Consider the following 20,946-nt stretch of genomic DNA (forward strand, 5'->3'; position numbering starts at 1 on the left):
GGTCCGGTGGCGGCCCGCCCGCACCGGAGGTTGGGGCCTATAGCTCAGTTGGTTAGAGCACTTCGTTTACACCGAAGGGGTCGGGGGTTCGAGTCCCTCTGGGCCCACCAGTACAACCCGCGTCATTACAGGGATCCACGCGGATCATCGAAGCAATGTTCCCATGGACTGCTAGAATGTTCCCATGGCATCCATTGAAGAGCGTCATTCCAAGACATCCGGGGCCGCCTCTTACCGAGTCATCTGGCGCGAGAAGGGCCAGCGATACACGCAGACTTTCGCGGATCGAGACGCAGCCCGCCAATGGAAGGTCACCCTAGAGCGGACCGATCATGACTCTGCCAAGGCAGAGCGCATCGTTCTCTCTGCCGCCTCTCGTAGCCCCACTGTTAAAGAGGCGGGCAAGCGGCATATTGCGAGCCTCACCAACCTCACCCCGTACACGCTGCAGGTCTACGAGCGTCAGGTTCGCCTTCACATCGCGCCCACCCTCGGTCACCTGCCAGTCGATCAGGTCACCCGCGATGATGTCTCCGAGTGGGTGACACACATGCGCGACAAGGGACTTGCACCGAAGACCATCACCAACGTCCACGGGCTCATGTCTGCGATCTTCTCCACGGCCGTCCTGCGCAATTGGTGTATGGCCAATCCGTGTGCCGGTGCGCGACTCCCCAAGGTGTCCAAGCGGGACGACAAGAAGGAGTTCCTGAGCCATGGAGAGTTCGCCCTATTGCTCTCCGCAGTGGATCCGCACTTCCGCCCGTTCGTTATGTTCCTGGTCGGCACGGGTCTGCGCTTCTCCGAGGCAACTGCACTGACCTCTGCAGACTTCCAGGACGCAGGCGGCGGGGAGTATCTGGTCACCATCTCGAAGGCATGGAAAGAGGATCGAGTAAAGGGCAGATACGTGGGAGACCCTAAGTCGGACGCCGCACACCGGGTGGTTCAGATGGATTCCACCACGGCTCACGCAGTTGCTCCACTGGTAGGTGCAGCTCGGGCGGGCGAGCCCGTGTTCACGATGAAGCGCGGGGGAGCGCTGACGACTCAGCAGTTCCGGAGAAAGGTATGGCTCCCAGCCGTCGCGGCGGCGCAAGAGGTCGGGTTGCGGAGGTCACCAAGGCCGCACGATCTACGGCACACGTTCGCATCGTGGCAACTCACATCGCGCTCGGTGTCCATGGACGAGCTGGCGAAGATCATGGGTCACGAATCAAGCAAAACCACGTACGCCGTCTACTACCACCTGATGCCGGACTCCCGACGCCAGGCGGCATCCGCCATGGCCGGGATCATGGAGCAGGTCCAAGCCTCCCTAGGTGGCGCGCAGAGCACGCCAGCCCTAACCGCATGACCACCCCCACCCCTCCCCGCCGCACCCCAGGTTTCAAGCATCTCGACGGTCTCCCCATTGCAACCGTTACGTTCACGGACAACACCCCCACGTCCATCACCTACCGCAACCGGCATTGGGAGGTAGTCGCTCACGAGCGCTGGCATGGCAGGGCGAAGTGGTGGGAGAACTCGTGGTCTCCGCGTGAGGTGTTGCGGGTGGATGTGCCGATGTTGCGCGTGCAGGTTCGCTTGGGTCCGCGATCCCAGTTGGTGACGTTGGATCTGTCGCAGGATCGGACGGGCGCATGGAAGGTTGTTGCTGTGGATGGCGAGCGGCCTAGTCCTTAAACGCAAAAGAACCGCCCCCACCCTGCCGAAGCAAGATGGGGGCGGTTCTGTGTGGTGGTGCTACTCGGCTACATGTTTGCCGTCGCTCGATCCATCGGGAACCAGGTACGCAACGCCGAAGCCGATGAGTACGGTCACGGCGCTGGCAACCTCGGGCGGGACTTCGATGCCAACCATGCCGGCGATCCAGACGAGGACGATGGTCACTGCACCAGCGGCCGTGCCACTGGTGACCTTTGCGGTGGGGGTGAGGGTGTTGGCCATGGTCAGTTCTCCTGTCCGTTGGTTTTGACATCGACGGTGACGATGACTTTGGCGAGGGCGTCGCGGACTTCTTCGATGGTGACGCCGGGTGTGTCGGCGATGGCCTGGACTCCGGCGATGGCCTGGCGGGTCATGTCGCGGGCGGCGTATTGGGCCATGCGTGCCCCGTAGAGGTAGTCCTGCGCACGGGAGCCGGTGCCGATCTTGTGCTCCCAGACCTGCGCAGGGATGACGTTGGCGCGGGCCTGGTTATTCTTGTCGGTCTCGCTGATGAGCGCGATGGCACGGTCGAGCTTGGCTTCCTGGTCAGGGGTCATGATGTCTTCTTCCTTCGGGGTGGAGGGCTTGGCCGGTTCGCTTGCTGCGGGGTTGATGACAGCCGCCCAGTTTCCGCGCTTGATCGCGGCGCGGAGGGCGGTCATGTTGCCAGGGATGCCGGTGGGGTCGGTCTTGCGTCCGGGCGCCCATTCGTAGTGAGCGATGTGCAGAAGCCCGCTGCCGAAGTCCTTGTTGAGTTGGGCTCCGAGGCGTGCGGCGGTTTCGAGCTGGGCGGGCGACCATTCGAGGCCGATGGTGCCTTCGACTTCCACGCCGATCAGGTGCCGATTGCCGTCGTTGTTCGGTATGCCCTTGTAGGAACCGACGCCGGCATGTGCCCCGGTGCCTGCCGCGATGACATCCAATGATCCGTCCCAGGCGAGCCCGTAGTTGGCGAGCGGGTAGCCGAGTCCGCTGACCATGTAGTTCAGGGTTGGATTGTTCTTCGATTTCACGGCGCTGGCAGATGTCGCGGTGTGGTGCCAGATGACGCCGTGGACCTTGTTCATGCCGCCCTTGTGAGCGGTGCGAGTCTTCCAGCCGGGAACCTCGCGCACGGTGATACCTGCGTCGCGGGCAACCCGCGCTAGTCCTGTGAGGAACATGACCGTCTCCTATTCGTAGTCGTAGTCGAGGTGCGGCTTGGGTGGCGCGTTCTTCTGCATCCGGTGGTATTCCCAGCGGTGGTGGAGGTCGTCTATGAATGCGACGGCGGATTGCAGGGCGAGTCGTAGTTGCCCGTTGATGGCCCTGAGTCCGCGGACTTCTTCGCGGAGTTCTTTGATCTGTGTGCCCTGGGATGCGAGTTCGGTGCTGAGGCGGTCTAGTTCGCCGTCCATGCGTTCAACGAATCCGGCGTATCCGGCTGTGAGTGCGGTGAAGCTGGCGTTGTCTACTTCTTTGGCCTTGAGGGGCCGGTCTCTGCGGGAAGAGAGGTACTGCCAGAGTCCAGCGGAACCGGCGATGGCGAGTGCGCCGCCGATGAGAGTGATGAGAAGCGTCTGGTTCATTAGGCATCCCGCCCTGGTGTGGCGTTGGTCGCCGCCTTGGCGCGTGCTGTCTTGATGATGAGGGTGAGTGCCCACCATCGGATGAGTGAGCCGAGGGTGAGGATGCCGGGGATGAGCCATGCGGCGGGGGATGTGCCTGCTGCGAAGGCGATGGCGACGGCTGCGAGTCCACCAGTGGTGAGCGTCCATCCACCGAGTTCGGCTTTCCACCCGGTGCTGACGTTGGTCCCTACCCAGTGGATTCCTACGACGACGAGGACGCCGCCGAGTAGGAGGAATGCACCTGCCCCGAAGTTGAGCCACCACGGCACGTTATTGAACGCGGGTGATGGCACCTGTCCGGTGATCGGGTAGGCCAGTGTCATGAGTACCCCGAACACTGTGGCTATGACAGCAATGGCGTGGGCGAGTGGATGCACCAGTACCCGGTCCCACCAGTTCGGCGGATTCCTGATGGGCAGGTAGACGTGTTGAGGCATGCGCCCCTCCTCGGATACGACGAGGCCCCGACCGGTGTGGTCAGGGCCTCGCGTGGTGGTGTTCGGTTATGTCAACTGGGCAAAACCGGCAGATGGGCCTGCCCTAGGTAGGTAGACTCGAGGAGTTTGAGCGTTCAGGGAGAGGGATACTGGGAATGAAAATCCGCGAGCCGTGGGAGATCGCTCTCCTTATCGGCACCCTGGTCGCTGTTGTCGCCGGGTCTCTGTTCGTGTCTCTCGCGCCACTGCCAATGGTGGGGGCCGCTGGCGCCGGGCTGGTGCTGCTCTGGGCCTTGTTCTGGAAGCAACCAACCGTTTATCGGCTGGCAGCGTGGCTTTCAGTTCTGGTGGCAACAGTTGTTCCGGTGACGCGGCTCCCGGGGGAGTCCGCGATTTTCCGGGTCCTGGCTGTTGGCCTACTGCTCTACGCCATCTTCGCCCTCGTGGTCCGGTGCAAGGGCTTTCCGCCTCGCCAGATTTTTCTTCCCCTGGTGGTGTTTTTCGGGTCCCTGGCCGCCTCCACCGCGTACTCGTTCGACGACAACAAGTGGTTGATCTTCGGGCTCCAAGCTGTCGCGTCCATAGCTGGAATATGCGTGGCAGTTGCCGGCCATAAGCGCGACCAGCTCCAGACGTTGTGGCGCATATTTGTGGCAGTGGGGATCTTCCAAGCCGCATATGGCGTATACGAGATGATCAACACCCCCGACCCGCTCTGGCAAGGTGCCGTCATCGCCTTGGATGGAACCTCCTTTGCGATGCGGCACGACTTGATCTTCGGCTTCCAACGAGCCCAGGGATCTTTCGGCCACCCCCTGCCATTCGCCTTCTACCTGACTCTCGCCGCACTGGTCCTGCTGCACCTGATGAAAGCAGGGCGGGTGGTCAAACTGGCGGGCTGGCTGGTGCTTGCTGCCGGGGCCTTCGCGTCAGGTTCCCGAAGCGCGATCCTGTTGTTCCTCGTCGTGTCCGTCGTGGGGTACGCCAAGAAGTGGATGGTCATTGCCGCGCCATTCCTAGTCCTCGGCGGCATAGCTGCGTTGGCTCTGACTTGGACAACGCTTATGGCGCAGGCCGATCAACTCGTAGGGTCCGGGTCGTGGTGGCACCGCACTGCGGCCCTTCGTGCCATCCCTGACCTCCTCCAAGAGCGTCCATTCGGACAGGTGATGTTCGGTGATGGGGCGGGCTCTACCCCACGCCTCTATCGATCCGGGCTGCTCCAGGCGGACGGCCTGTTAGCTGTGGACAATCAGTACGTGCACACCCTTGCCGAAGCGGGGGCATTCGGCCTAGCCGCGTTAGTGTTCATCGTTGTCGCCGCGTTCGTCCGTTCGGGCGGTGGCATCCGACTGGCGGTCGTTGCCGTGGCCCTCCAGTTGATGATTTTCGACGCCTTGGCTTGGCCTTCCATGGCGTTCGTGTCCTGGATCATTCTCGCCCTTGGGCTCTTGGGTCATGGATCGAAGCCCAAGAGCGAGAACGACCATAAAACGAGGAAGCCTGCCCTAGCCCGGAATAGGACCAACGCCTATGCCAACATAGGCGGCCGCCGACCCTAGCTCGCTGGGGTAGAGGCTTCGCCCTGACCAGTGAGGGCCTCTCGGAGTTGTGCGTTCTCGGCTGTCAGGGTGGCAACCTGCGAGTACAGATCAGAGATGAGAGCCAAGATGGCGGCGTGATTCACGGGGTCTCCTTATGGGGCGCGGTAGGCGGGGATGAGTAGTTCGACGCCATCCGGGTCGAATACCTTCAAGTACTTCTGTGGCGTTGCGGGCAATGCAGTGGCGGAACCTGCCGCTCCGGCGTTATTTCGAGTAGTGGATGCGTCACGCCAGCGTGGGCCAAGTGCGGTGAGTTCGAAGGTGGTGCCTGTGTCGCTGGCGTTGCGTAGCACGACGGAACGGTTCACCGTGCGCAGGTCTCCATTATTGGCTACATAGACCCACGACGTCCCACCACTGTCTGTCACGTCCAGTACCTTCGTGGCTTGTGATCCGTGCGCCTTGACACGGAGCGCAGCCTTCGAGGCGTCACGATTGTGGACTGATACCCAGGATCCAGCGTCTGCGGCCCCGAAGTGCGCGGTTCCAGCAGCGGTCACTGAGAAGATCTTGGCAGCCGTATTCACTGCCAGCAGGTCGGCGGTCTGGCCGGCCCTTGTGCGAATATCCACGGCGATGCTGGTCGGTGACTGTGGGACGAACCGGGCGAACGCGCTATCGCCATTGGCCCAGATGGCGTAGTTCTCGGTGCCGACCGTCTGCGCGGCGAAGAATCCGGACACCGCCTTGTCCACGATCAGGCCGGGAGCGGGCAGCACCTGGTTGGCCCGGAACATGTTGATCTCGTTGATGCTGCCCGTGGCGTCGGCGTCGGGGTGGAACGTGGATAGGGTGACGCAGGCGAGGTTGATGTCATTGCCACCACCGCCGACGACGAGAGTGTTCTCATGGGCGGACTGTCCAGACCCGGTGTTCGTAACCCCGTTGAGCCGAAGCTCAGATGCGGCGGCGTCGTGGACCTTGTTGTGCAGGTCTCCGGCCACCCGGTGTTGGATGTACAGGCCCTGTGAGTTCAGTTCGGGGTTTACGCGCTGCTGGCTGGCGATCCAGAGCACGGTGTCGTAGTTCGGGGTGAATCCGCCGTTGAAGTGGAGCTTGGCGGTGCCGTCCATGTTCTGCTGACCCGTTCGCCCGACACTCTGTGCGTTTAGTGCAGCCCGGAACTGGGTGTTGTCCTGCGTGGCGATGTTGGTCATGGCCGCATCTGTGGCGTCACCGGGGGCGTACCCTGCGGCGGTCTCCACGGCGGACAGCCGGGTGTCAATCGGCCCCTTGATCTCGTCCACGTCATCGGCTGCACCCTGCGCAATCGCCACAGCAGACCCGGCCGTGGTGTTGGCCTGCGCGATCTGTCCGGCGTATGAGTTGGCGGTCTGCAAGGCTTGCGCGGCGTCAGCAGATGCGCCAGTGAGGTTGGCGTCCAGTTCGCGGAAGCGGGCATCCTGATTCAGGCCCGCCGACTCCCAGAACCCCTCTTTGCCGAAGTCGTTCAGTTCAGTCTCGGTGGATGGGGTCTTGTACCCCTCGGGGCTGAAGTGCGCCATATCAGTTGGCCTCCTCGATTGTGGTGTGAGTGGTTTGGATGGCCAGGGTTTGGGATAGGCCGTTGTTATCGACGGTCAGATCAATGCCGACGATGAGGCCCTGTTGTGTGAGGCCGGGCAGTTTGATGGTGGCCATGTCTGCTAGTTCTAGACGCGGGTCCGGGGTGGCCATTTCCACCTGGTCATAGACGGGATGGGCGGCCGAGGTTGCGGCAGCAATATGGTCGGCGATGGCCTGCACCGCCGGTTCCAGTTGCACCCAGAAGCCGCAGTCGTGCTCATAGTTCCCGGTGCCCTCAACGCCCAGTGGCAGGCCTTGTACCTCACGTTCATCCCAGGTGATAACCGCCATGGCCCGGATGACGGGCATGTTCTCATCACGCCGGGATTCGCGGATGTAGAGCCAACCAGGAACCTTTAGCCGCATGGTGTAGTCGGCAGGAAGGTTATGCGAGTTGATTCTCAGTACCCATGACTGGTGGTCGAGCTGAGTCAACCCGGATGAGATGTAAACGCTCGTGGCCGGGAAAGAAGCCTGATCACCCTCTGCGTTCTCGTACTCGATGGTCCCGGCGATGAACGATCCACGGCCAAGGTTGTACCTGTAGAGACTGTTGAGGTCCGATTCCAGGACGGTCCTAAGCGGGCTGACGTTGATCCAGTCCTCACCTACGGGGGGGTGGATAACTTCCTCGTGGGTCTCGGTGCCCTCCATGGAGATGCCGGACCCCTCCCACGCCGTGACCCGGTAGGTGTTGGCGCGGCGCGGGACGGGGCGCTGGTACTTCACGCCCACGGACTCATGCACCGAATCCCAGCTAGTCCGCCAGCCCAGATCCTTCACATTGTCGGCGGTGATCGTGACCACCGGGGCAGAGGACAGCAGTCGGCCCATGGACCGATACCGCAGACGCCCCAAACCGTCCAACCAGATCGCTGACAGCTCTGAGTTCGCCTGCTCCTTCAGCAACTCCAGCCCGCCACGGTTCACAATGGCCGGCACTGAGAGCAGTTGCCCGGCCGGGTCGGTCTCGATGATGGACGAGCGAATCCACTGGTGCAGGTCATACGGGGAACTAGCGAACCCGACTTGCAAGCCACCAAATGCGGCCGCGTTCGTCGGGGAGTACAGGTGGACCTTCTGCATGGCCGTGTTCCGAATGGTTGAGGTCGTAGCCACAGAACCAGTGACGGTCCGCACCGGGCCGTCTGCCATCTTGACGCCGATAGTCACAGTCGCGTTGTTCCCGCTCGGAGTCAGCCACACGCCCACATCCACACCCGCCGACATCTCAGCGGCCGTCAATGGCATGTTGAACCGGGAGCCGCCCAAGCCTGCATGCACGTCCTGGCCCGGAGCGTCCAGCACCATCACGTCCACGCCACGTACCGGGCTCACTGCAACGGCCACCGCCTGCGAATACGCTTCACCCTCCCACTTCAGGTACACGCGGGAATAGCCGCTCGTCACACGGCCAGTCAGGAACCGGACGAACATGGGACGATCAAACCGGCCCGTGAACTGGGACAGGATGTACGGGGTCCACTGCGCCTCGATGTTGCGGACCGCGAGCCCCCATGCCGTGGACGTGTACGTGGGGTACTCGTCCGGGTCCTCGCCGGAACCCTCCGCGATGTCGGCCAGGGTCAGGGTGCCACGCTCCGGCCACGCACTGCCCATCAACGGGGCAGACAGGATCGAGTTGCTAGGCATGACAGGCGGCGTCGCATGGAAGCCGCCCACCCGCGCCACCCGGTCCGTCACATACGTCGGATGCAAACCCATCCGCAGCAACGCGCCACCCTCAACCTCTGGCGGGTGATAGTAGTTCAGCGGCGGGATGCTCACATTGCGGCGCAACCGATCCACCCGATCCACCACGCCGAAACTCACAGACCGCTCCGACACCCGAGCGCCCGCGTTATCCACACGGCCCTCCAAGATCGGAACCTCCACACCATCGAAACCAACAGTGATCTTCACCCGGTCGCCAGGCTGAGGCTTCTCCACGATCCACGGCAAATGCAGACCCTCAGCGACCAACTCGTCCGAGAACGTGGCAGTCACCTCACCCGTCGCAGCCACCACGTCATCCACGCCCGCCACCTGAGCCGGCAAACCCGTACCCAGCGACCGCTTCAACGACACCGACGACGCGGTAATAGTGTTGCCCTTCCACGTCACCGTCGCCGTTGGGGTAGTGACCAAAGCATTCGGGTCAGGGAAGCCGGGGATATCAAGCACAGAGGCCTCCTAGCCGAGTTCGTGAATGGTGAAGGTGCTGGACTCGCGGCTGCCCCAACCGTCCGCTGACTCTTGGGCTAGGGAGGGGTCGCGCCCAGTCAGGTTCAGGGACGCAGTAAGGCACCCTCGACCAGTGGCCCACCGCATAGCGCGATGGGTAAAAGTGACTGCCGGCATGGTGAGCATTAGAGCGCCAACCACGCGGACGCGGAGGGCTACCGTGCGCACGCTCGGGGTGAAGGTCACTATGGCTCGCTGTGCATGTTGGTTAGCCGCAACGCTGACCTGATGTGTGTCCACCAGGGCGCGGGTGGGCTGGACACTCCCGCCCACCACGCGCCCCTCAGGATCAACCTCATCCACGTAGAGCATCGCCGGGGAAGCGGGATGCGTGGAGATATAGACGGACACAGTGGTAGGCATGCCCTTGGGCACCGGAACAAGCCCCACCAGCTCCATTTGCTCAGCAAGACCCGCCGTGTACGAACGGGCATAGGGAACCTCGCCAGATGCCTCGCCTGCGCCCCCCTGTGCCCCGCCTGCCCATGTGTCCTCAGTGAACTTGGACTGAGCCGGCGTGAGTACATTCGTCACCCGGGCAGAGGCCGAATACCAAATGTGCGGACCGTCCCCCAGGAGTCCATCCGCGATCTGATCCAGCATGTGATGGTCGTCCGGGCGGGCCACCTCAACAGAGCAAGACCACGTGCGACGTGACCTGCTGCCCCGCTGCTCGGTAACCCGCCCGGACAGAGCCTTGCTGTATGTGCTGCGTGATTCCACCTCTTCCGGCTCGGAAGAGGTAAAAGGCACGTGCACCATCCCGCCGGCCGGCCCGATCAATCCACCCATTAGCGGCCTCCGTACTGGGAATTAACTTGCTGCATGACGCCGTGGAACTCACGGTTGCCGATCTGAACCACCGGACGCATGGTGGACATGGCGTTTCGGAAGGCGGCCTCTAGTGACCCTGCGCCGCCACTGGCCCCAGCGGTCCCAGCGGCACTCAACGGGGCAGGATCGAACCCAAGTTGACCCGCGCTAGCAGAGGGCATGAGCTTGTCCGTGGCACGCTGTACAGCCTTGGACTGAGATGAAATGCCGAGAGCCAAGCCCTCTCCAGTGAACTCACCGATCTCCATGAAGACGCGGGATGGCGAGTTGATGCCGAGAAGTGACTTGCCGAAGTTGATGGCCCCGCCAACGAGATCACCGATGACACCCTTGACTGCATCGCCAGCACTCTTGATGCCATTGATGAGGCCCTGGATGATGTTCTTGCCCATGGAGAGCATCTGCCCAGGAAGTCCAGACAGGAACCCGAGGATGTCTCCAGGCAGTGAAGAGAACCAGTTCTTGATAGAGCCAATGCCAGCACTGACAGCCCCAGTGATCGACGCCCATGTGTTGGACAGGAATGACGAGATTCCAGTCCACGCGCCATTCCAGAGACCGACAATGGTTCCGAGAACGGCAGCGATTACTCCGGCAACAATGGTGATGGCACCCATGACGACGCCCTGGATAAGGTTCCAGACGCCTTGAAGGATGGACAGGATGCCGTTCCAGACCGCACCCCAGTTGCCAGAGATGGCACCCATGACGACCTGGATGATCCCAGAGATGACCTGCATGACGGCCTTTACGACCGTGGCTATGGTCTGGAAGACCATCGTAACCACGGGCAGTAGAGCCTGAATGATTGGCACCAGCACGGCGGTGAGTACCTGAACCACCATCATTACGGCGGGGATGATGGCCGCCAGGGCCGAGACAACTAGGGGAAGAACAGCAGAAACAAGCTGAGCAAAGATCGGCAGCACCGAACTGACCAACTGCACCACCAAGGGCGCGATGGCTGCGACGACCCCCACCACTGCGGTTGCAAGCATGGCGAACAAGGGCACGAGCTGCGGAAGTAGCCCGGCTATTACTCCGAGGATGGTTCCGACAACTGGCAGCACGGCGGCTGCGAGCTGAGTCAAGACGGGAATAATGGCGCCTGCAAGCTGCGCCGCGAGGGGTATCACTGCCGCGAGGAGCTGCGCGAACGTCGTAGCGACCTGCGCCACCAGTTCCGCGATCTGCGGGAGGAGTGGAGCGAGTGCCTGAAAGACCATCGACACGGGCGAGAAGGCAGAAGCGAACTCCGCGATCTGCGGAATAATGGGGGCCAGGATAGGACCGAGCTGACCAAACAACGGGGCCAGAACGTCAAACACATTGCGCGCAACCACACCGATTCCTTCAAGGAACCCGGCAAGCCCGGATGACGTGATGTGGTCTTCGCCGTCCTGGAATGCTGCGACCATTGCGCCGAATCCACCGGACGCCTCGCCTGCAAGACCGGCGATCCCGTCACGCACGTTGAACAGGAAGTCCACGAGCGAACTGTCCTCAGCCACGCCCATGATCCCAGAGCCAACGAAGTTGCCTGTGAACAAGATTGCGGCAGCGCCGGTGACGAGCCCTGCTACCTGAGAGAGTGCATCACGGACCCCGAAGAGGAATCCGACGATGGCCGAATCCTCTTCCCACCCGAATGCCTCACGAAGGCTGGACGAGAAGTTCCCGTTGGCCACAAGGTCATAGAGGCCCTGCATCCCGGACATCATCTTGGGGAGCGTCGTGGACATCCATGCGCCCACGTTCTCCATGACAGGCCCGAGGGCTGCATTCACAGAGTCGATGATCGGGATTAGAGTGCCAGATCCCTCGGTGAGGGCATTCAGGAACGGAGTCAGGACAGTAGCACCCACACGCCCAAGAGCGGCACGCACGTTCGCCATTGCGCCCGTGAAGGTCTTTCCGCTTTCGAGGGCAGCGCCACCCATTCCGGTCTCGATGGCATTCTGGAAGGTCTCGAATGAGACCTTGCCCTCGGAGGCCATCTTCCGGGCCTCTTCGGCAGTGACTCCCATTTCCTCTGCCACGAGCTGCAGAATCGGGATACCAGCGTCCATGAGCTGGTTAGCCACATCCATCTGCATCATGTCCGAGGTCGCAACCTTGTTCACGATGGAACCCATGGTCCCCATGTCGGTTCCCGCGATAGCTGCGGCGTCGCCAACGAGCGTCAGGGTGCGCTCCAGCTCCTTGCCAGGCTTCACCCCGGCCGCAACCGTAGCGGCGGCAACGCTGGCTGCGTCTCCAAGCCCATAGGCGGTGCCAGACACTGCTGCCGTCGCGTTCTTCATGATCGCTTCGACAGACTTAGTGTCGTGACCAAGACCGGTCAGCTTGGCCTGCGCCTGCTCGATCTGCATTGCGCGGTTGAAGCCACCGGCAGCGGCGATCCCGGCAATGGCACCACCCACGAGGGCGACACCACCAGCCGCGATCTTGCCAGCCTTCAGTACCCCTCCACCGATACCGGAGACGAAGCCCTTACTAGCTTCCTTGCCGCCAGATGTGCCGGCCGCCCCAAGTTCCTTCGCAATGGCCTTCTGTCCACCCTGGAACGACGGGATAAGGGTCACCCACGCCTGTGCGATCTCGTTTCCGGCCACTACTTACCCCCGTCCCAGAAGGCCTCCCATTCGGAGGCGGGAATTGGACCGGCACCAATGGTGCGGCGTTTCTTGCTCTTTACCCACGGGGTTTCCCATGGCTCGGGGGGCTTGCGGCCCTTTTGCCCGTTCTTCGTGGGCTGCCATGCGAGGATGTCCAGCCGGTGGCCTATGGACGCCAGGAGGCTCGTAGCATTTGCGCCACTCACCCACAGGGCCGCTTGTGGATCGACAAGCCACCCGAGTGCGGAATCCGGCTTTAGGTGCGTCACGAAGGCGTGTAGCGCCGGCCAGGAGAGGCGTCGAGGCACGTCCTCCAACGTCCACCCGGCGGTCATTAGGTCTGCCTCAATGGCAGACCAATGATCGTCAGGCAGTAGGAGGAGGCTCAGGATTTTGGGAGTGAAACCCCAACGTGAGCAAAGTATTTGCGGGAGAAGTCTTCAATCTCCGAGATCTTCAGCTTGATCTCCTTGGACACCTCGACCGGGAAGCCCGACTTGATGAGCTTCAGGGTCGCGGCGGCCTGATCCATCTCTGAACCGGACTGTGCCTCATGGAGTTCCATGAGCGCGTCCGCGTCCGGGTCGAACACCACGTCAGACGGCACGGCGATCTCAGCGCCAGTCTTGGACTTGTACAGGAAAGGGGTGTCAGTGTTGGTCTTGCGCGGGGGCATGAGGACTCCTTGGAAGTGAGAGGACTCGAAGGTTTGAGAGACCGTGTGGGCGGGGAGTCCTCACAACACCCGCCCACACGGGGCACAAAAAAAGACCCCTAAGGGCCTTTCGGATTCATCGGAAGATCAGACTTCCGGGTCAGGCTCTACGGCCGACTTCTGCGTGTAGATATAGATCTTCTCGCCGAAGTCATCAGCCAGGGCCGACAGTTCGATCTCCAACGGCGTTGCCTCGCCCTTGACGAAGGTGATCTCACCCTGAGAAGCCAGGCCGCCATTCGGGACAACGACGCGCCGCTTGCGGTCCATGTCCTTCAGGTTGAACACCCAGCCGCGAGGCTCGATGTTGCTGGAGTTGACGCGGACCACGATCTCCTCGCCGGCATCCGTGACGTTCTCCGGGCCGAAGAATGCACGCAGGCCCGGCAGCGTCCACGAGATGATCGTGAACGTCAGGGTGGCGTCATGCTCGGTCAGGAGCTGGCGAACGGCATCCAGGTTCCAGTCACGCAGGTTCTCCGTAGAGCGATCCGTGGCGATGGTCAGGCCATCCTCAGACACGAACCCTAGATCCTCAGCGCCGACCGGAAGTTCGGCAGTGGTCGAAGTCGGGGCGAGAGAATTGGCGGGGTAGGTGTAGGCGTAGCCCACAACACCCTCTTCGGTAGACCGGTCAGGGGCACCGATCAGTACATCAGCAGTAGTCGTCATGACGACTCCTTTCAGTTGGTGCCCACGTGGCGGGCATGAATGACAGCATTGAACTGGTAGCGGAAATAGTCGGGACGGTCAGGATGCGGGTAGTTGGCCGGCAAGGTCAGTTCCACGTCGTAGAACTGGACGCCCTCGACCATTCGAGAGTCGAGATCAGTGATGGCCGCATGGACCTTGGATGCCAACCCCCACGCCTGCGCCTCGCGTTTGGCGTAGCAGTCGAACATGATCCGTGGCGCACCGGACACGAGCGTCCGGTTAGAACCGCCTGTGGAGAACGCCACCACCACCGCATCCCCGTCCTTGAAAGACGTGGACACGATGGGATCGCCCCACGCCTCAGCGGTGAAGACTGACTTGATCCAGCCCTGCACCGCATACTCAACGTCAGCCGGAATCAGCAGATCCATCAGCCACCCCCAAGAGCGCGGGCCAGGGTGGCATTGCGGGCGTTGTCCCTGCGGGCCTCGAATGTGTCCGTGCCGACCCAGGCACGAGAACGGGTCTTGCCCTGTGTGCCCAGGGTTGCCGTGTAGCCATCCCCGGCGCGGGCCGCCATGGGCTCCGCGTAGGACATCAGCAGCGACTGCACTTCGGAGGACGAGAGCATGGCACGCACCTCAGAGTTGTTCATCTTGATCTTGGGGCGTTTAGCCATCACGCCTCCCCACCCGAACGCGGATGTGGTCGGTGGAGAATCCGAAGATCCACGGCTCCGGTTCGCCCTGCATGATGAACTCTCCATCCGCGTGAGGCAGCTCTAGTCGGAACGAGCGGGGTAGAACCGTCTCCGGCGGGAAGTAGACCGTGTAGTCGGCGTCTAAGGCCTGCTCGTTCTCATAGCTAGCACCGCCGCCCCCAGGCTGCGCAGAGCAACCATGGACAGGCGTTCGGACTGGAGTAGACCAGTCCTCTACAACCTGCCCTCGCTCCTCGATGAGGAGCGGGGTCAAGACAACAACGGTCTGCTTGTCGAAGCTAGAGAGGGCCATGGTCACCCCTGCTCGTAGATTGGCTCACCCGCGATATCAACACCGCAGGAGCACCAGTTGGCCCCAAAGTTCAGGTTGCACCACGGGAGATGGGCTGATGTTCCGAGGCACCCAATCTGGACACCGAACGCCTTCTGCTTGCCGCATCCAAGGGCTTGACGCTCTGCCTTCTTCAGGTAGAAGTCGCCGTCCGCATTGGCAGGAGTCCAGCCCCGCGAAACGCCACCCGTGGTTTCCTGAACCTGCGACATTCCCTCCAGGTGGTCCGGCACATTCATGGACCGCTTCACGAGGGCGCAAACAACACGACGCTTAGTTGCATCCGATGCGGCCAGGCCCTCGGGGCACGTGTCCGCAATGTACTGCGAGGCATCCAGGAGGAGCACTTCTGCATGTGCATCAGCGCCGGCAGGCATATCCGGCCAGCGGGCGCGTAGATCTTCCACATCCGCGAACGGCGTGGTGATTTCTTCAGCCATGGCCGGACCTCCTGTCAGTCGTCGGACTTGGACGCCCGACGCCGGGGCGCGGGCTTCTCTTTCGGCTCCGGCTTCTCAGCGGGAACCCACTGTGGGCCAAGGCTGGAGGCGACCGCCTCAGAAACTGAGACGGTCACCCCCAGTGCCTTATTGACTAGATCCGGCATCAGCCAGCCGGGACCTCAGCCGGAGCGATCTTGGCGAACGCGGCCAGATCGGCGATGCCCCAGCCGTAGACAACCTCGGCGCGGAATGCGATCTGGTTGTTGCGCTTCAGGTCGCCCTGGCCGTCCGGATCGCCGTATCGAATCACTTCGAGGCCGATGGACTTCTGAATGCCCCAGCGGATGGCGGAGAAGTCGCCCACAAAGGCGGAGATGCCCGACGCGCCCTTGTTGACGCCGAGGTCAGACACGGTGCGGGATGTTGCGGCACGATGGCCCTCGAACTCGGAGATGCCAGCACCCAGGTTCAGACCGGGATAGACCTTGCGTCCGTCCGAGTCGCGAGTGGTCGAGAACTCAGCCGCGAAGCCCGGAGCCAGGGCCATATCAGCCGGCACATTGCCGGATGCCAGGACGAGCTGATCGGCGGCGTCCACCTGAGCCACGCCCTCGCCAGTGCTTACCACGTTGGTGGTATCGGTCAGGGCACGGGACATGGCAGCCGGACGGGTGCCGGTGTTCGGGTTGATGCCGTGGAGCACGCCGAAGTCCAGTGCGCGGGACAGGGACGGCTGGATGAGTGCCAAGATCTCCTGCACCACACCGAGCTGGTGATCCTCGTCAGCCCACTGGACTTCCTCGGTCCACCGAACCGTCTTGTGGAACTTGTACGGCTCAACCGTCTGAACCTCGCGGGTCACGGTCGAGGGGCCCTTGTTGGCACCTTCACCGACGTACTCAGCCTCGCCGATGTCGAAGATGAAAGCCTCGCCGGCCCCGAACTTCATCGGAATGGCGTTGGCGAGCTGGGAGACGGCGGAACCCTGAGAGACATTCTTCAGCCAGGGGTCCAGGATCTGCGTGGGGAGAGTGAGATCCCCAGTGGTCAAAACAGCCATGATGATGGCTCCTTACTGCGCTTCAGGCGCGAAAAGTGAACGAGCGAGGGACCGCATGGGGTCGGCCTCGATCTTGGAAGGTGACTTCTCCTGCCCCGGGACAACCGGGCCAGATGGTTTGATGAGCGCCTTCAGGACTTCGGCGTGCGCTTCCAGCTCTTCGCGGGTATTCCCACGTAGGGCGTCGGCTGGAACGCCAGCATCCTTGGCAACCTCGGTTACGGTCTTGGACCGCTCCGCCTTGGTCTCGAACTCCTTGACCCTCTCGGCAAGCGTTGACCTCTCAGCCTCGGCTGCCTCGTACTTGGGCGTCAGTTCATCCAGTGCGGTCTTGTTGGCCTTCGACCGCTCTTCCCACTTGCGCGCTTCGGCCTTCCAGTCGGTTGCCTCCTGTGCAGGAGCCTCTGGCTTGGGCACTGCGGGCGCCGGGTCGGGTGTAACTTCGGTGCTCATCTATTGTTCCTCCCGTGCGGGATAAATCGGCTCCGTGCGGGGCCGGTGGTCTAGTGTTCGTGGACTGCATCAGTCACGAGGTCGGGATTGCGCCGGCGAAGCTCAGCGGCGATGTCCTTGATGTCATTGGAGCCAGCCGCGCTGCGGGCAGCCATGTAGGTGTCGTACATCCCGGTCGGGTCGTAGCCGTCGGGATAGTCGTCTATTGACTCCATGGGGACTGCAACACAGTCACATTTGCCGTGATAGTCGGACCCGTTGGCACCCTTCGTCGCGCTGCGCTCCGTCAGGTACACGGCATCTCGAGACGCCAGAACTAGGCACCATGCGCACGTCTTAGCGCCAGATGGGACGCGAGCCCAATGGAGGCCGTCACGCTCCGCAGAACGGGCGATAGTGTCTCGCCCAGGCTGCTTCACCCACTTGTCCAGCTGCGTGGATAGCAGGCCAACAATCGCGGAGGGTTCAGGCGTCCAAAGGTGACCAGCGGCGAACCGCACGCCCTGCTCGACGGCCTCAGCGGCGACGGGAGTAGCAAGGCGGGCGGTGCTGCCATAGACCTGCTCAAACCATTCAGCAGACACCACAGCAGCAACGTCCCCATACTCCGCAACCAAGGCGGGCATGAAGTCCAATAGGGCATCTCGGACGGACTCAGGAGCCGCATTTCCCAGACTCGCGAAGAAGTCCACGAGTTCGGCATCCAGCAGCCTGGATAGCTCCGTGTTGGCAGCCCGCAGGGTCTCTACATCACTCCTGCTCGGCATTGACTGTCGTCCTTGACTGCATCAGGGACTGAAGCGCAGAGCCGGCGTTGGAGCGCTTGTAGTCATCGCGGATTCGCTCGGCCTTGTCGGCGTCAAACACCTCTTCAAGCAGGACCGGGTACTTCGCCAGACTGTCCATGCTCGAAGCCAGCTTCTGAATCGGATCAGCCAACGCAGAAAGTGACGGGAAGGTCGGATCAGCAAACTTCACCGACAAGCCAGCCATTGACGGAGGCTCAGTAAGGCCATCGCGAACCATGACGGCCATCTGCATGATCTGCTTGACCGCAGTCGGGTAGACGTACTGATTCTGGTACGTCACGTCGATCAACATGTCATTCCATGCAGCCCGGATCGCCTCAGCAGACGCCGGCTGATCGTGGATGATCCCCAGCGACGACGGCGGAATTCCTGTCTCGCCAGAGAACGCCATCGCCACAGTCCGCAGCATGTCCGAGTGCGGCGTCATGGTCGCCTGCTGCAACTGCTTGATCGTCGGAGACTGACCATCCTCATCACGGGTCAGCGCGATCAGGCGATCCATGGCCAACTTGAACTTCTTCTGCTCCGTGGCATTGCCGTCGAACGCATCCGGGTCGATGCCCTCAATGGCGATCTGCGGCGAAGAATAGAACTCTGCGTTGCCCTCCATGCGGACATAAGCCCGCACCGCCATATCCGTCAATGACATCACCGGGTTCGTGATCCTCGAACGCCCAAACGGCTTAGTCAACTGCGGATCATGACGAACAGGGACTACGAGGGTCCGCCTGATCTGGTTATCAATCCGCTCAGCCGTCCACCATGACCCCTGCCGGGTGCAACGCAAGATCACATGCGGCAGGTAGGCCAGGATCTCCGTTGGACCTTCACGGTCCATGTCCACGATGGTCAACGCGGCCCGAATCCGGCGTGAGCGACGATCCCAGAGCGCAGAAGCGGACTCCGCGGAATGCGCCTGAATCTGCACATCCGGCTCGCCCGCAACACCTTTCGCGACCGTGACAAACGAGACGCCATGACGGCCGGCAGAGTGGATCGACTGCGAGAACTCCAACGCAAAATCGTTGGCATCAAGGATCTCGGATAGCTCGAACGGGTCTTCATTGCCTGACATGCGCAAGCCGTCGTACTGCGACCGCACGGCAGCCTTATGAACCGCCATGGTTGCCCAGCCGAGACAAAACTTCGCGTTCTTCAACTGGTTTGGCAGAGTCAGGCCAAGATCCTTGAAGGCCTGTTCGCCGTCGTAGTAGAGGGTGCGCTTCAAGTTTCGATCCAGCCGATCATGCCAGACCTTCAGCAGATCCCTGATGTCGTCTGCTTCGGACTCGTGAACGTTCCTGAATGCGTAGGCGGAAATACTGTTCGCGGTAAGGGTCACAGGGCCACCGCCTTTCGTCCGGGCTTGCGTTTCGTTGTCTTCGCTGCCCAGTGGGCCATGGTCACGGCATCCAGCAGGGCTACGGATTCGCCCTCGGGTGCATCCCAGCCGAAGCCGCCATTAGTGCCGATCTTTCGCTTCATCGCATGCGCGACTTGCTCATCCAGCTCGGGCTGACCCTGATGATTGAACTGAGCCTCATTGACGCCCACCTCGAACATCGAATGAGCGGCCACGACTTGGTCCGTAGTCGGCGTGATTATGGCCCTGGCAGGCACCTTCTCGTCACGCAATGCCTGCACCAGGTAGCCGACACCAGACTTTCCGTCGATGACGATCTGAGCGGCCACATCTTTGCGTTCCACGAGATAGTCCACGAAGAACTCCGTGCCCTCAGCAGCGGACGCAACACGAATGCCAACGACGTGAACCGGGTTGCCATCATCAGGTCTAATCCCAGCCGCCATGGCAATAGTCGAACCATCCACAGAGAACTTCACCGCATACACCCGGCGGCCCTCGGTGGGCACGTCCGCAACAGGGATCTTCAACTCTGACCACGCAGCGAAGTCAATGCCCTTTTTAGCAATGGCCGCTTCGTCCCAGATACCCAGCGCCTCGCGCTTGAAGTTCTCATCCGAGCCCAGCAGCTTCTTCATCCGCTGAATAGCCGACTCGGTAGTGCGGTGAGGATAGGACGGGTTGGCCTTGGCAAGCTGCGCACGGTCATTGATCTTCGCGTCACGGTCAGCAGAAAGCTCGATATACAGACGGTCGGGATCGCCGGCCAGCGCATCAGCGCGGGCGTTCGTGAAGACCTCGCCGTTATCGCGGGGTCGCGGCGGCGTGCCCATCATGAACACCAGGCCATTCGGGCTAGCGTTAGTCGCCGGCACCATGTCAGTCATGGCGTCCTCGGTGAGGATCTGCGCCTCATCCAAGACCAGGATGTCTACCTTGTCGAAGCCACGACCAAAGCCAGACTCACGAGCACCAAACAAGATCCGCGAACCATTCTTGAACGTGATCTCCTGCTCACCATTCGCCGCCCGGACATTCGCAATCCATGGCGCCACCTTGCGCTTCATCGCCGTGGCCTGCATCTTCTTGAACGTCTCGTTGTGCGTCCGTGTCCGGTGCGCCGTCCAAATGACAGTCAGATTCGGAAACAACGTGCACAGCGCGAAGACGATCAACGAAATCAGGTAGGTCTTGCCCACCTGCCTCGGGATCGACATGATGACGCCGCCGATGCCAGCCGCATACAAGCCGCTATCACGCTTAGACAACGCCAGTCGGCCGATGCCCTCCTGCCATAGGTCAGCAGGCATCCCCATCTTCGCGGCCCGCTCCTTCACAGCAGGCCAACCCGTAGAGCGAATGCCCTCTGGCCGGCAGATATGGCGGGCTACCTCAGATAGCTTCCTCTGACCACTCGTCGTCCTCGGCTGCGTCACTCGACTCGGCCTCCTCGGACTGCTGGCGCTTCAACGCCTCAACCTCACGGGAGATCTCAATCTGACGGCGCGAGAGGGCGGCAAGATCACGCGGCGAAGTGTTCTCGTTGTCCAAAGCGCGGGCAATCACGCGGCGCATCTGGATTAACTCGTCAAGTCGCGACCCATGCTCGGCCGCGTCAAGAACGGACTTGATGTCCTTGGCCGGTGGCGGCTTCTCATTCTCGCCAGCAGCACGAAGGTGATTGCGCTTAGTGGCCATATCAACCTCCAGCGTGCATTCGGTGGAAAAAAGGGTGGGGAGAGATCGCTATACCTGTGGGGAGCGACTTCCGGGG

Annotated in this window: 22 protein-coding genes and 1 tRNA gene; 3 read left to right on the forward strand and 20 right to left on the reverse strand. The window is 61.8% G+C overall.

Features of this window, described 5'->3' with window-relative positions; translation table 11 throughout:
• Nucleotides 1-33: 33 nt before the first annotated feature.
• Both BOSE125_RS04520 and BOSE125_RS04525 read left to right on the forward strand, forming a co-directional pair.
• Nucleotides 34-110: transfer RNA gene (locus BOSE125_RS04520), tRNA-Val, on the forward strand.
• Nucleotides 111-184: 74 nt separating this feature from the next.
• Nucleotides 185-1,357: a site-specific integrase gene (locus tag BOSE125_RS04525; RefSeq protein WP_159550406.1), complete on the forward strand. Its 1,173-nt coding sequence runs from the start codon at nucleotides 185-187 to the stop codon at nucleotides 1,355-1,357.
• Between the two features lie 389 nt (nucleotides 1,358-1,746).
• On the opposite strand, the gene BOSE125_RS04530 is transcribed toward BOSE125_RS04525, so the two are convergent.
• From BOSE125_RS04530 to BOSE125_RS04545, 4 genes are read right to left on the reverse strand one after another with little or no spacing between them, the layout of a single operon-like run.
• A complete protein-coding gene (locus BOSE125_RS04530) occupies nucleotides 1,747-1,950 on the reverse strand; it encodes a hypothetical protein (protein WP_159550409.1) in 204 nt (67 codons plus the stop codon).
• 2 nt (nucleotides 1,951-1,952) lie between these two features.
• Nucleotides 1,953-2,873: an N-acetylmuramoyl-L-alanine amidase gene (locus BOSE125_RS04535; RefSeq protein ID WP_159550412.1), complete on the reverse strand. Its 921-nt coding sequence runs from the start codon at nucleotides 2,871-2,873 to the stop codon at nucleotides 1,953-1,955.
• A 9-nt stretch (nucleotides 2,874-2,882) separates the two neighbouring features.
• The gene (locus BOSE125_RS04540; protein WP_159550415.1) at nucleotides 2,883-3,278 is read right to left on the reverse strand and encodes a hypothetical protein; all 396 of its coding nucleotides are present in this window, start codon (nucleotides 3,276-3,278) and stop codon (nucleotides 2,883-2,885) included.
• Nucleotides 3,278-3,757, reverse strand: a complete 480-nt coding sequence (locus BOSE125_RS04545) for a hypothetical protein (RefSeq protein ID WP_159550418.1) — start codon at nucleotides 3,755-3,757, stop codon at nucleotides 3,278-3,280. Before BOSE125_RS04545 ends, BOSE125_RS04540 begins: the two co-directional genes overlap by 1 nt.
• Before the next feature lie 155 nt (nucleotides 3,758-3,912).
• Here BOSE125_RS04545 and BOSE125_RS04550 point away from each other — a divergent pair, with 155 nt between their 5' ends.
• Nucleotides 3,913-5,319, forward strand: a complete 1,407-nt coding sequence (locus tag BOSE125_RS04550) for an O-antigen ligase (protein WP_159550421.1) — start codon at nucleotides 3,913-3,915, stop codon at nucleotides 5,317-5,319.
• Nucleotides 5,320-5,453: 134 nt separating this feature from the next.
• Here the strand turns inward: BOSE125_RS04550 and BOSE125_RS04555 are convergent, their stop codons facing one another.
• The 16 genes from BOSE125_RS04555 to BOSE125_RS04625 form a co-directional block, all read right to left on the reverse strand.
• Complete coding sequence (locus tag BOSE125_RS04555) at nucleotides 5,454-6,866, reverse strand: hypothetical protein (RefSeq protein WP_159550424.1); 1,413 nt, start codon at nucleotides 6,864-6,866, stop codon at nucleotides 5,454-5,456.
• A gap of 1 nt (nucleotide 6,867) precedes the next feature.
• Nucleotides 6,868-9,111, reverse strand: a complete 2,244-nt coding sequence (locus tag BOSE125_RS04560) for a hypothetical protein (RefSeq protein WP_159550427.1) — start codon at nucleotides 9,109-9,111, stop codon at nucleotides 6,868-6,870.
• Nucleotides 9,112-9,962: 851 nt separating this feature from the next.
• Complete coding sequence (locus BOSE125_RS04565) at nucleotides 9,963-12,620, reverse strand: tape measure protein (protein WP_159550430.1); 2,658 nt, start codon at nucleotides 12,618-12,620, stop codon at nucleotides 9,963-9,965.
• Nucleotides 12,620-12,958: a DUF5361 domain-containing protein gene (locus BOSE125_RS18220; RefSeq protein WP_371300570.1), complete on the reverse strand. Its 339-nt coding sequence runs from the start codon at nucleotides 12,956-12,958 to the stop codon at nucleotides 12,620-12,622. The genes BOSE125_RS04565 and BOSE125_RS18220 overlap by 1 nt, the downstream gene beginning before the upstream one ends.
• Before the next feature lie 50 nt (nucleotides 12,959-13,008).
• Nucleotides 13,009-13,299, reverse strand: a complete 291-nt coding sequence (locus BOSE125_RS04570; protein ID WP_159550433.1) for a hypothetical protein — start codon at nucleotides 13,297-13,299, stop codon at nucleotides 13,009-13,011.
• A gap of 126 nt (nucleotides 13,300-13,425) precedes the next feature.
• On the reverse strand, nucleotides 13,426-14,010 hold the full coding sequence (locus tag BOSE125_RS04575) for a hypothetical protein (protein ID WP_159550436.1): 585 nt from the start codon (nucleotides 14,008-14,010) through the stop codon (nucleotides 13,426-13,428).
• Nucleotides 14,011-14,021: 11 nt separating this feature from the next.
• Nucleotides 14,022-14,423, reverse strand: a complete 402-nt coding sequence (locus BOSE125_RS04580; protein ID WP_159550439.1) for a hypothetical protein — start codon at nucleotides 14,421-14,423, stop codon at nucleotides 14,022-14,024.
• Complete coding sequence (locus BOSE125_RS04585; protein ID WP_159550442.1) at nucleotides 14,423-14,671, reverse strand: hypothetical protein; 249 nt, start codon at nucleotides 14,669-14,671, stop codon at nucleotides 14,423-14,425. Before BOSE125_RS04585 ends, BOSE125_RS04580 begins: the two co-directional genes overlap by 1 nt.
• Entirely contained in the window at nucleotides 14,664-15,005 is a 342-nt protein-coding gene (locus BOSE125_RS04590) for a hypothetical protein (protein WP_159550445.1), read from the reverse strand. Before BOSE125_RS04590 ends, BOSE125_RS04585 begins: the two co-directional genes overlap by 8 nt.
• Before the next feature lie 2 nt (nucleotides 15,006-15,007).
• Complete coding sequence (locus BOSE125_RS04595) at nucleotides 15,008-15,484, reverse strand: hypothetical protein (RefSeq protein ID WP_159550448.1); 477 nt, start codon at nucleotides 15,482-15,484, stop codon at nucleotides 15,008-15,010.
• Nucleotides 15,485-15,650: 166 nt separating this feature from the next.
• On the reverse strand, nucleotides 15,651-16,547 hold the full coding sequence (locus BOSE125_RS04600) for a phage major capsid protein (protein WP_159550451.1): 897 nt from the start codon (nucleotides 16,545-16,547) through the stop codon (nucleotides 15,651-15,653).
• Nucleotides 16,548-16,559: 12 nt separating this feature from the next.
• Nucleotides 16,560-17,000 carry a hypothetical protein gene (locus BOSE125_RS04605; RefSeq protein WP_159550454.1) on the reverse strand — a complete coding sequence of 147 codons (441 nt, stop codon included), beginning with the start codon at nucleotides 16,998-17,000 and terminating at the stop codon, nucleotides 16,560-16,562.
• 50 nt (nucleotides 17,001-17,050) lie between these two features.
• Nucleotides 17,051-17,215, reverse strand: a complete 165-nt coding sequence (locus tag BOSE125_RS04610; RefSeq protein WP_159550457.1) for a hypothetical protein — start codon at nucleotides 17,213-17,215, stop codon at nucleotides 17,051-17,053.
• A 535-nt stretch (nucleotides 17,216-17,750) separates the two neighbouring features.
• Nucleotides 17,751-19,151: a phage portal protein gene (locus BOSE125_RS04615; protein WP_159550460.1), complete on the reverse strand. Its 1,401-nt coding sequence runs from the start codon at nucleotides 19,149-19,151 to the stop codon at nucleotides 17,751-17,753.
• Nucleotides 19,148-20,509 carry a terminase large subunit domain-containing protein gene (locus BOSE125_RS04620; protein WP_201301134.1) on the reverse strand — a complete coding sequence of 454 codons (1,362 nt, stop codon included), beginning with the start codon at nucleotides 20,507-20,509 and terminating at the stop codon, nucleotides 19,148-19,150. Before BOSE125_RS04620 ends, BOSE125_RS04615 begins: the two co-directional genes overlap by 4 nt.
• A gap of 55 nt (nucleotides 20,510-20,564) precedes the next feature.
• Nucleotides 20,565-20,870, reverse strand: coding sequence for a hypothetical protein (locus tag BOSE125_RS04625; protein ID WP_201301135.1), 306 nt, complete (start codon nucleotides 20,868-20,870; stop codon nucleotides 20,565-20,567).
• Between the last annotated feature and the right edge of the window lie 76 nt (nucleotides 20,871-20,946).

This window comes from Citricoccus sp. K5 (genome assembly GCF_902506195.1).
In the GTDB taxonomy this organism is placed as follows: Bacteria; Actinomycetota; Actinomycetes; order Actinomycetales; family Micrococcaceae; genus Citricoccus.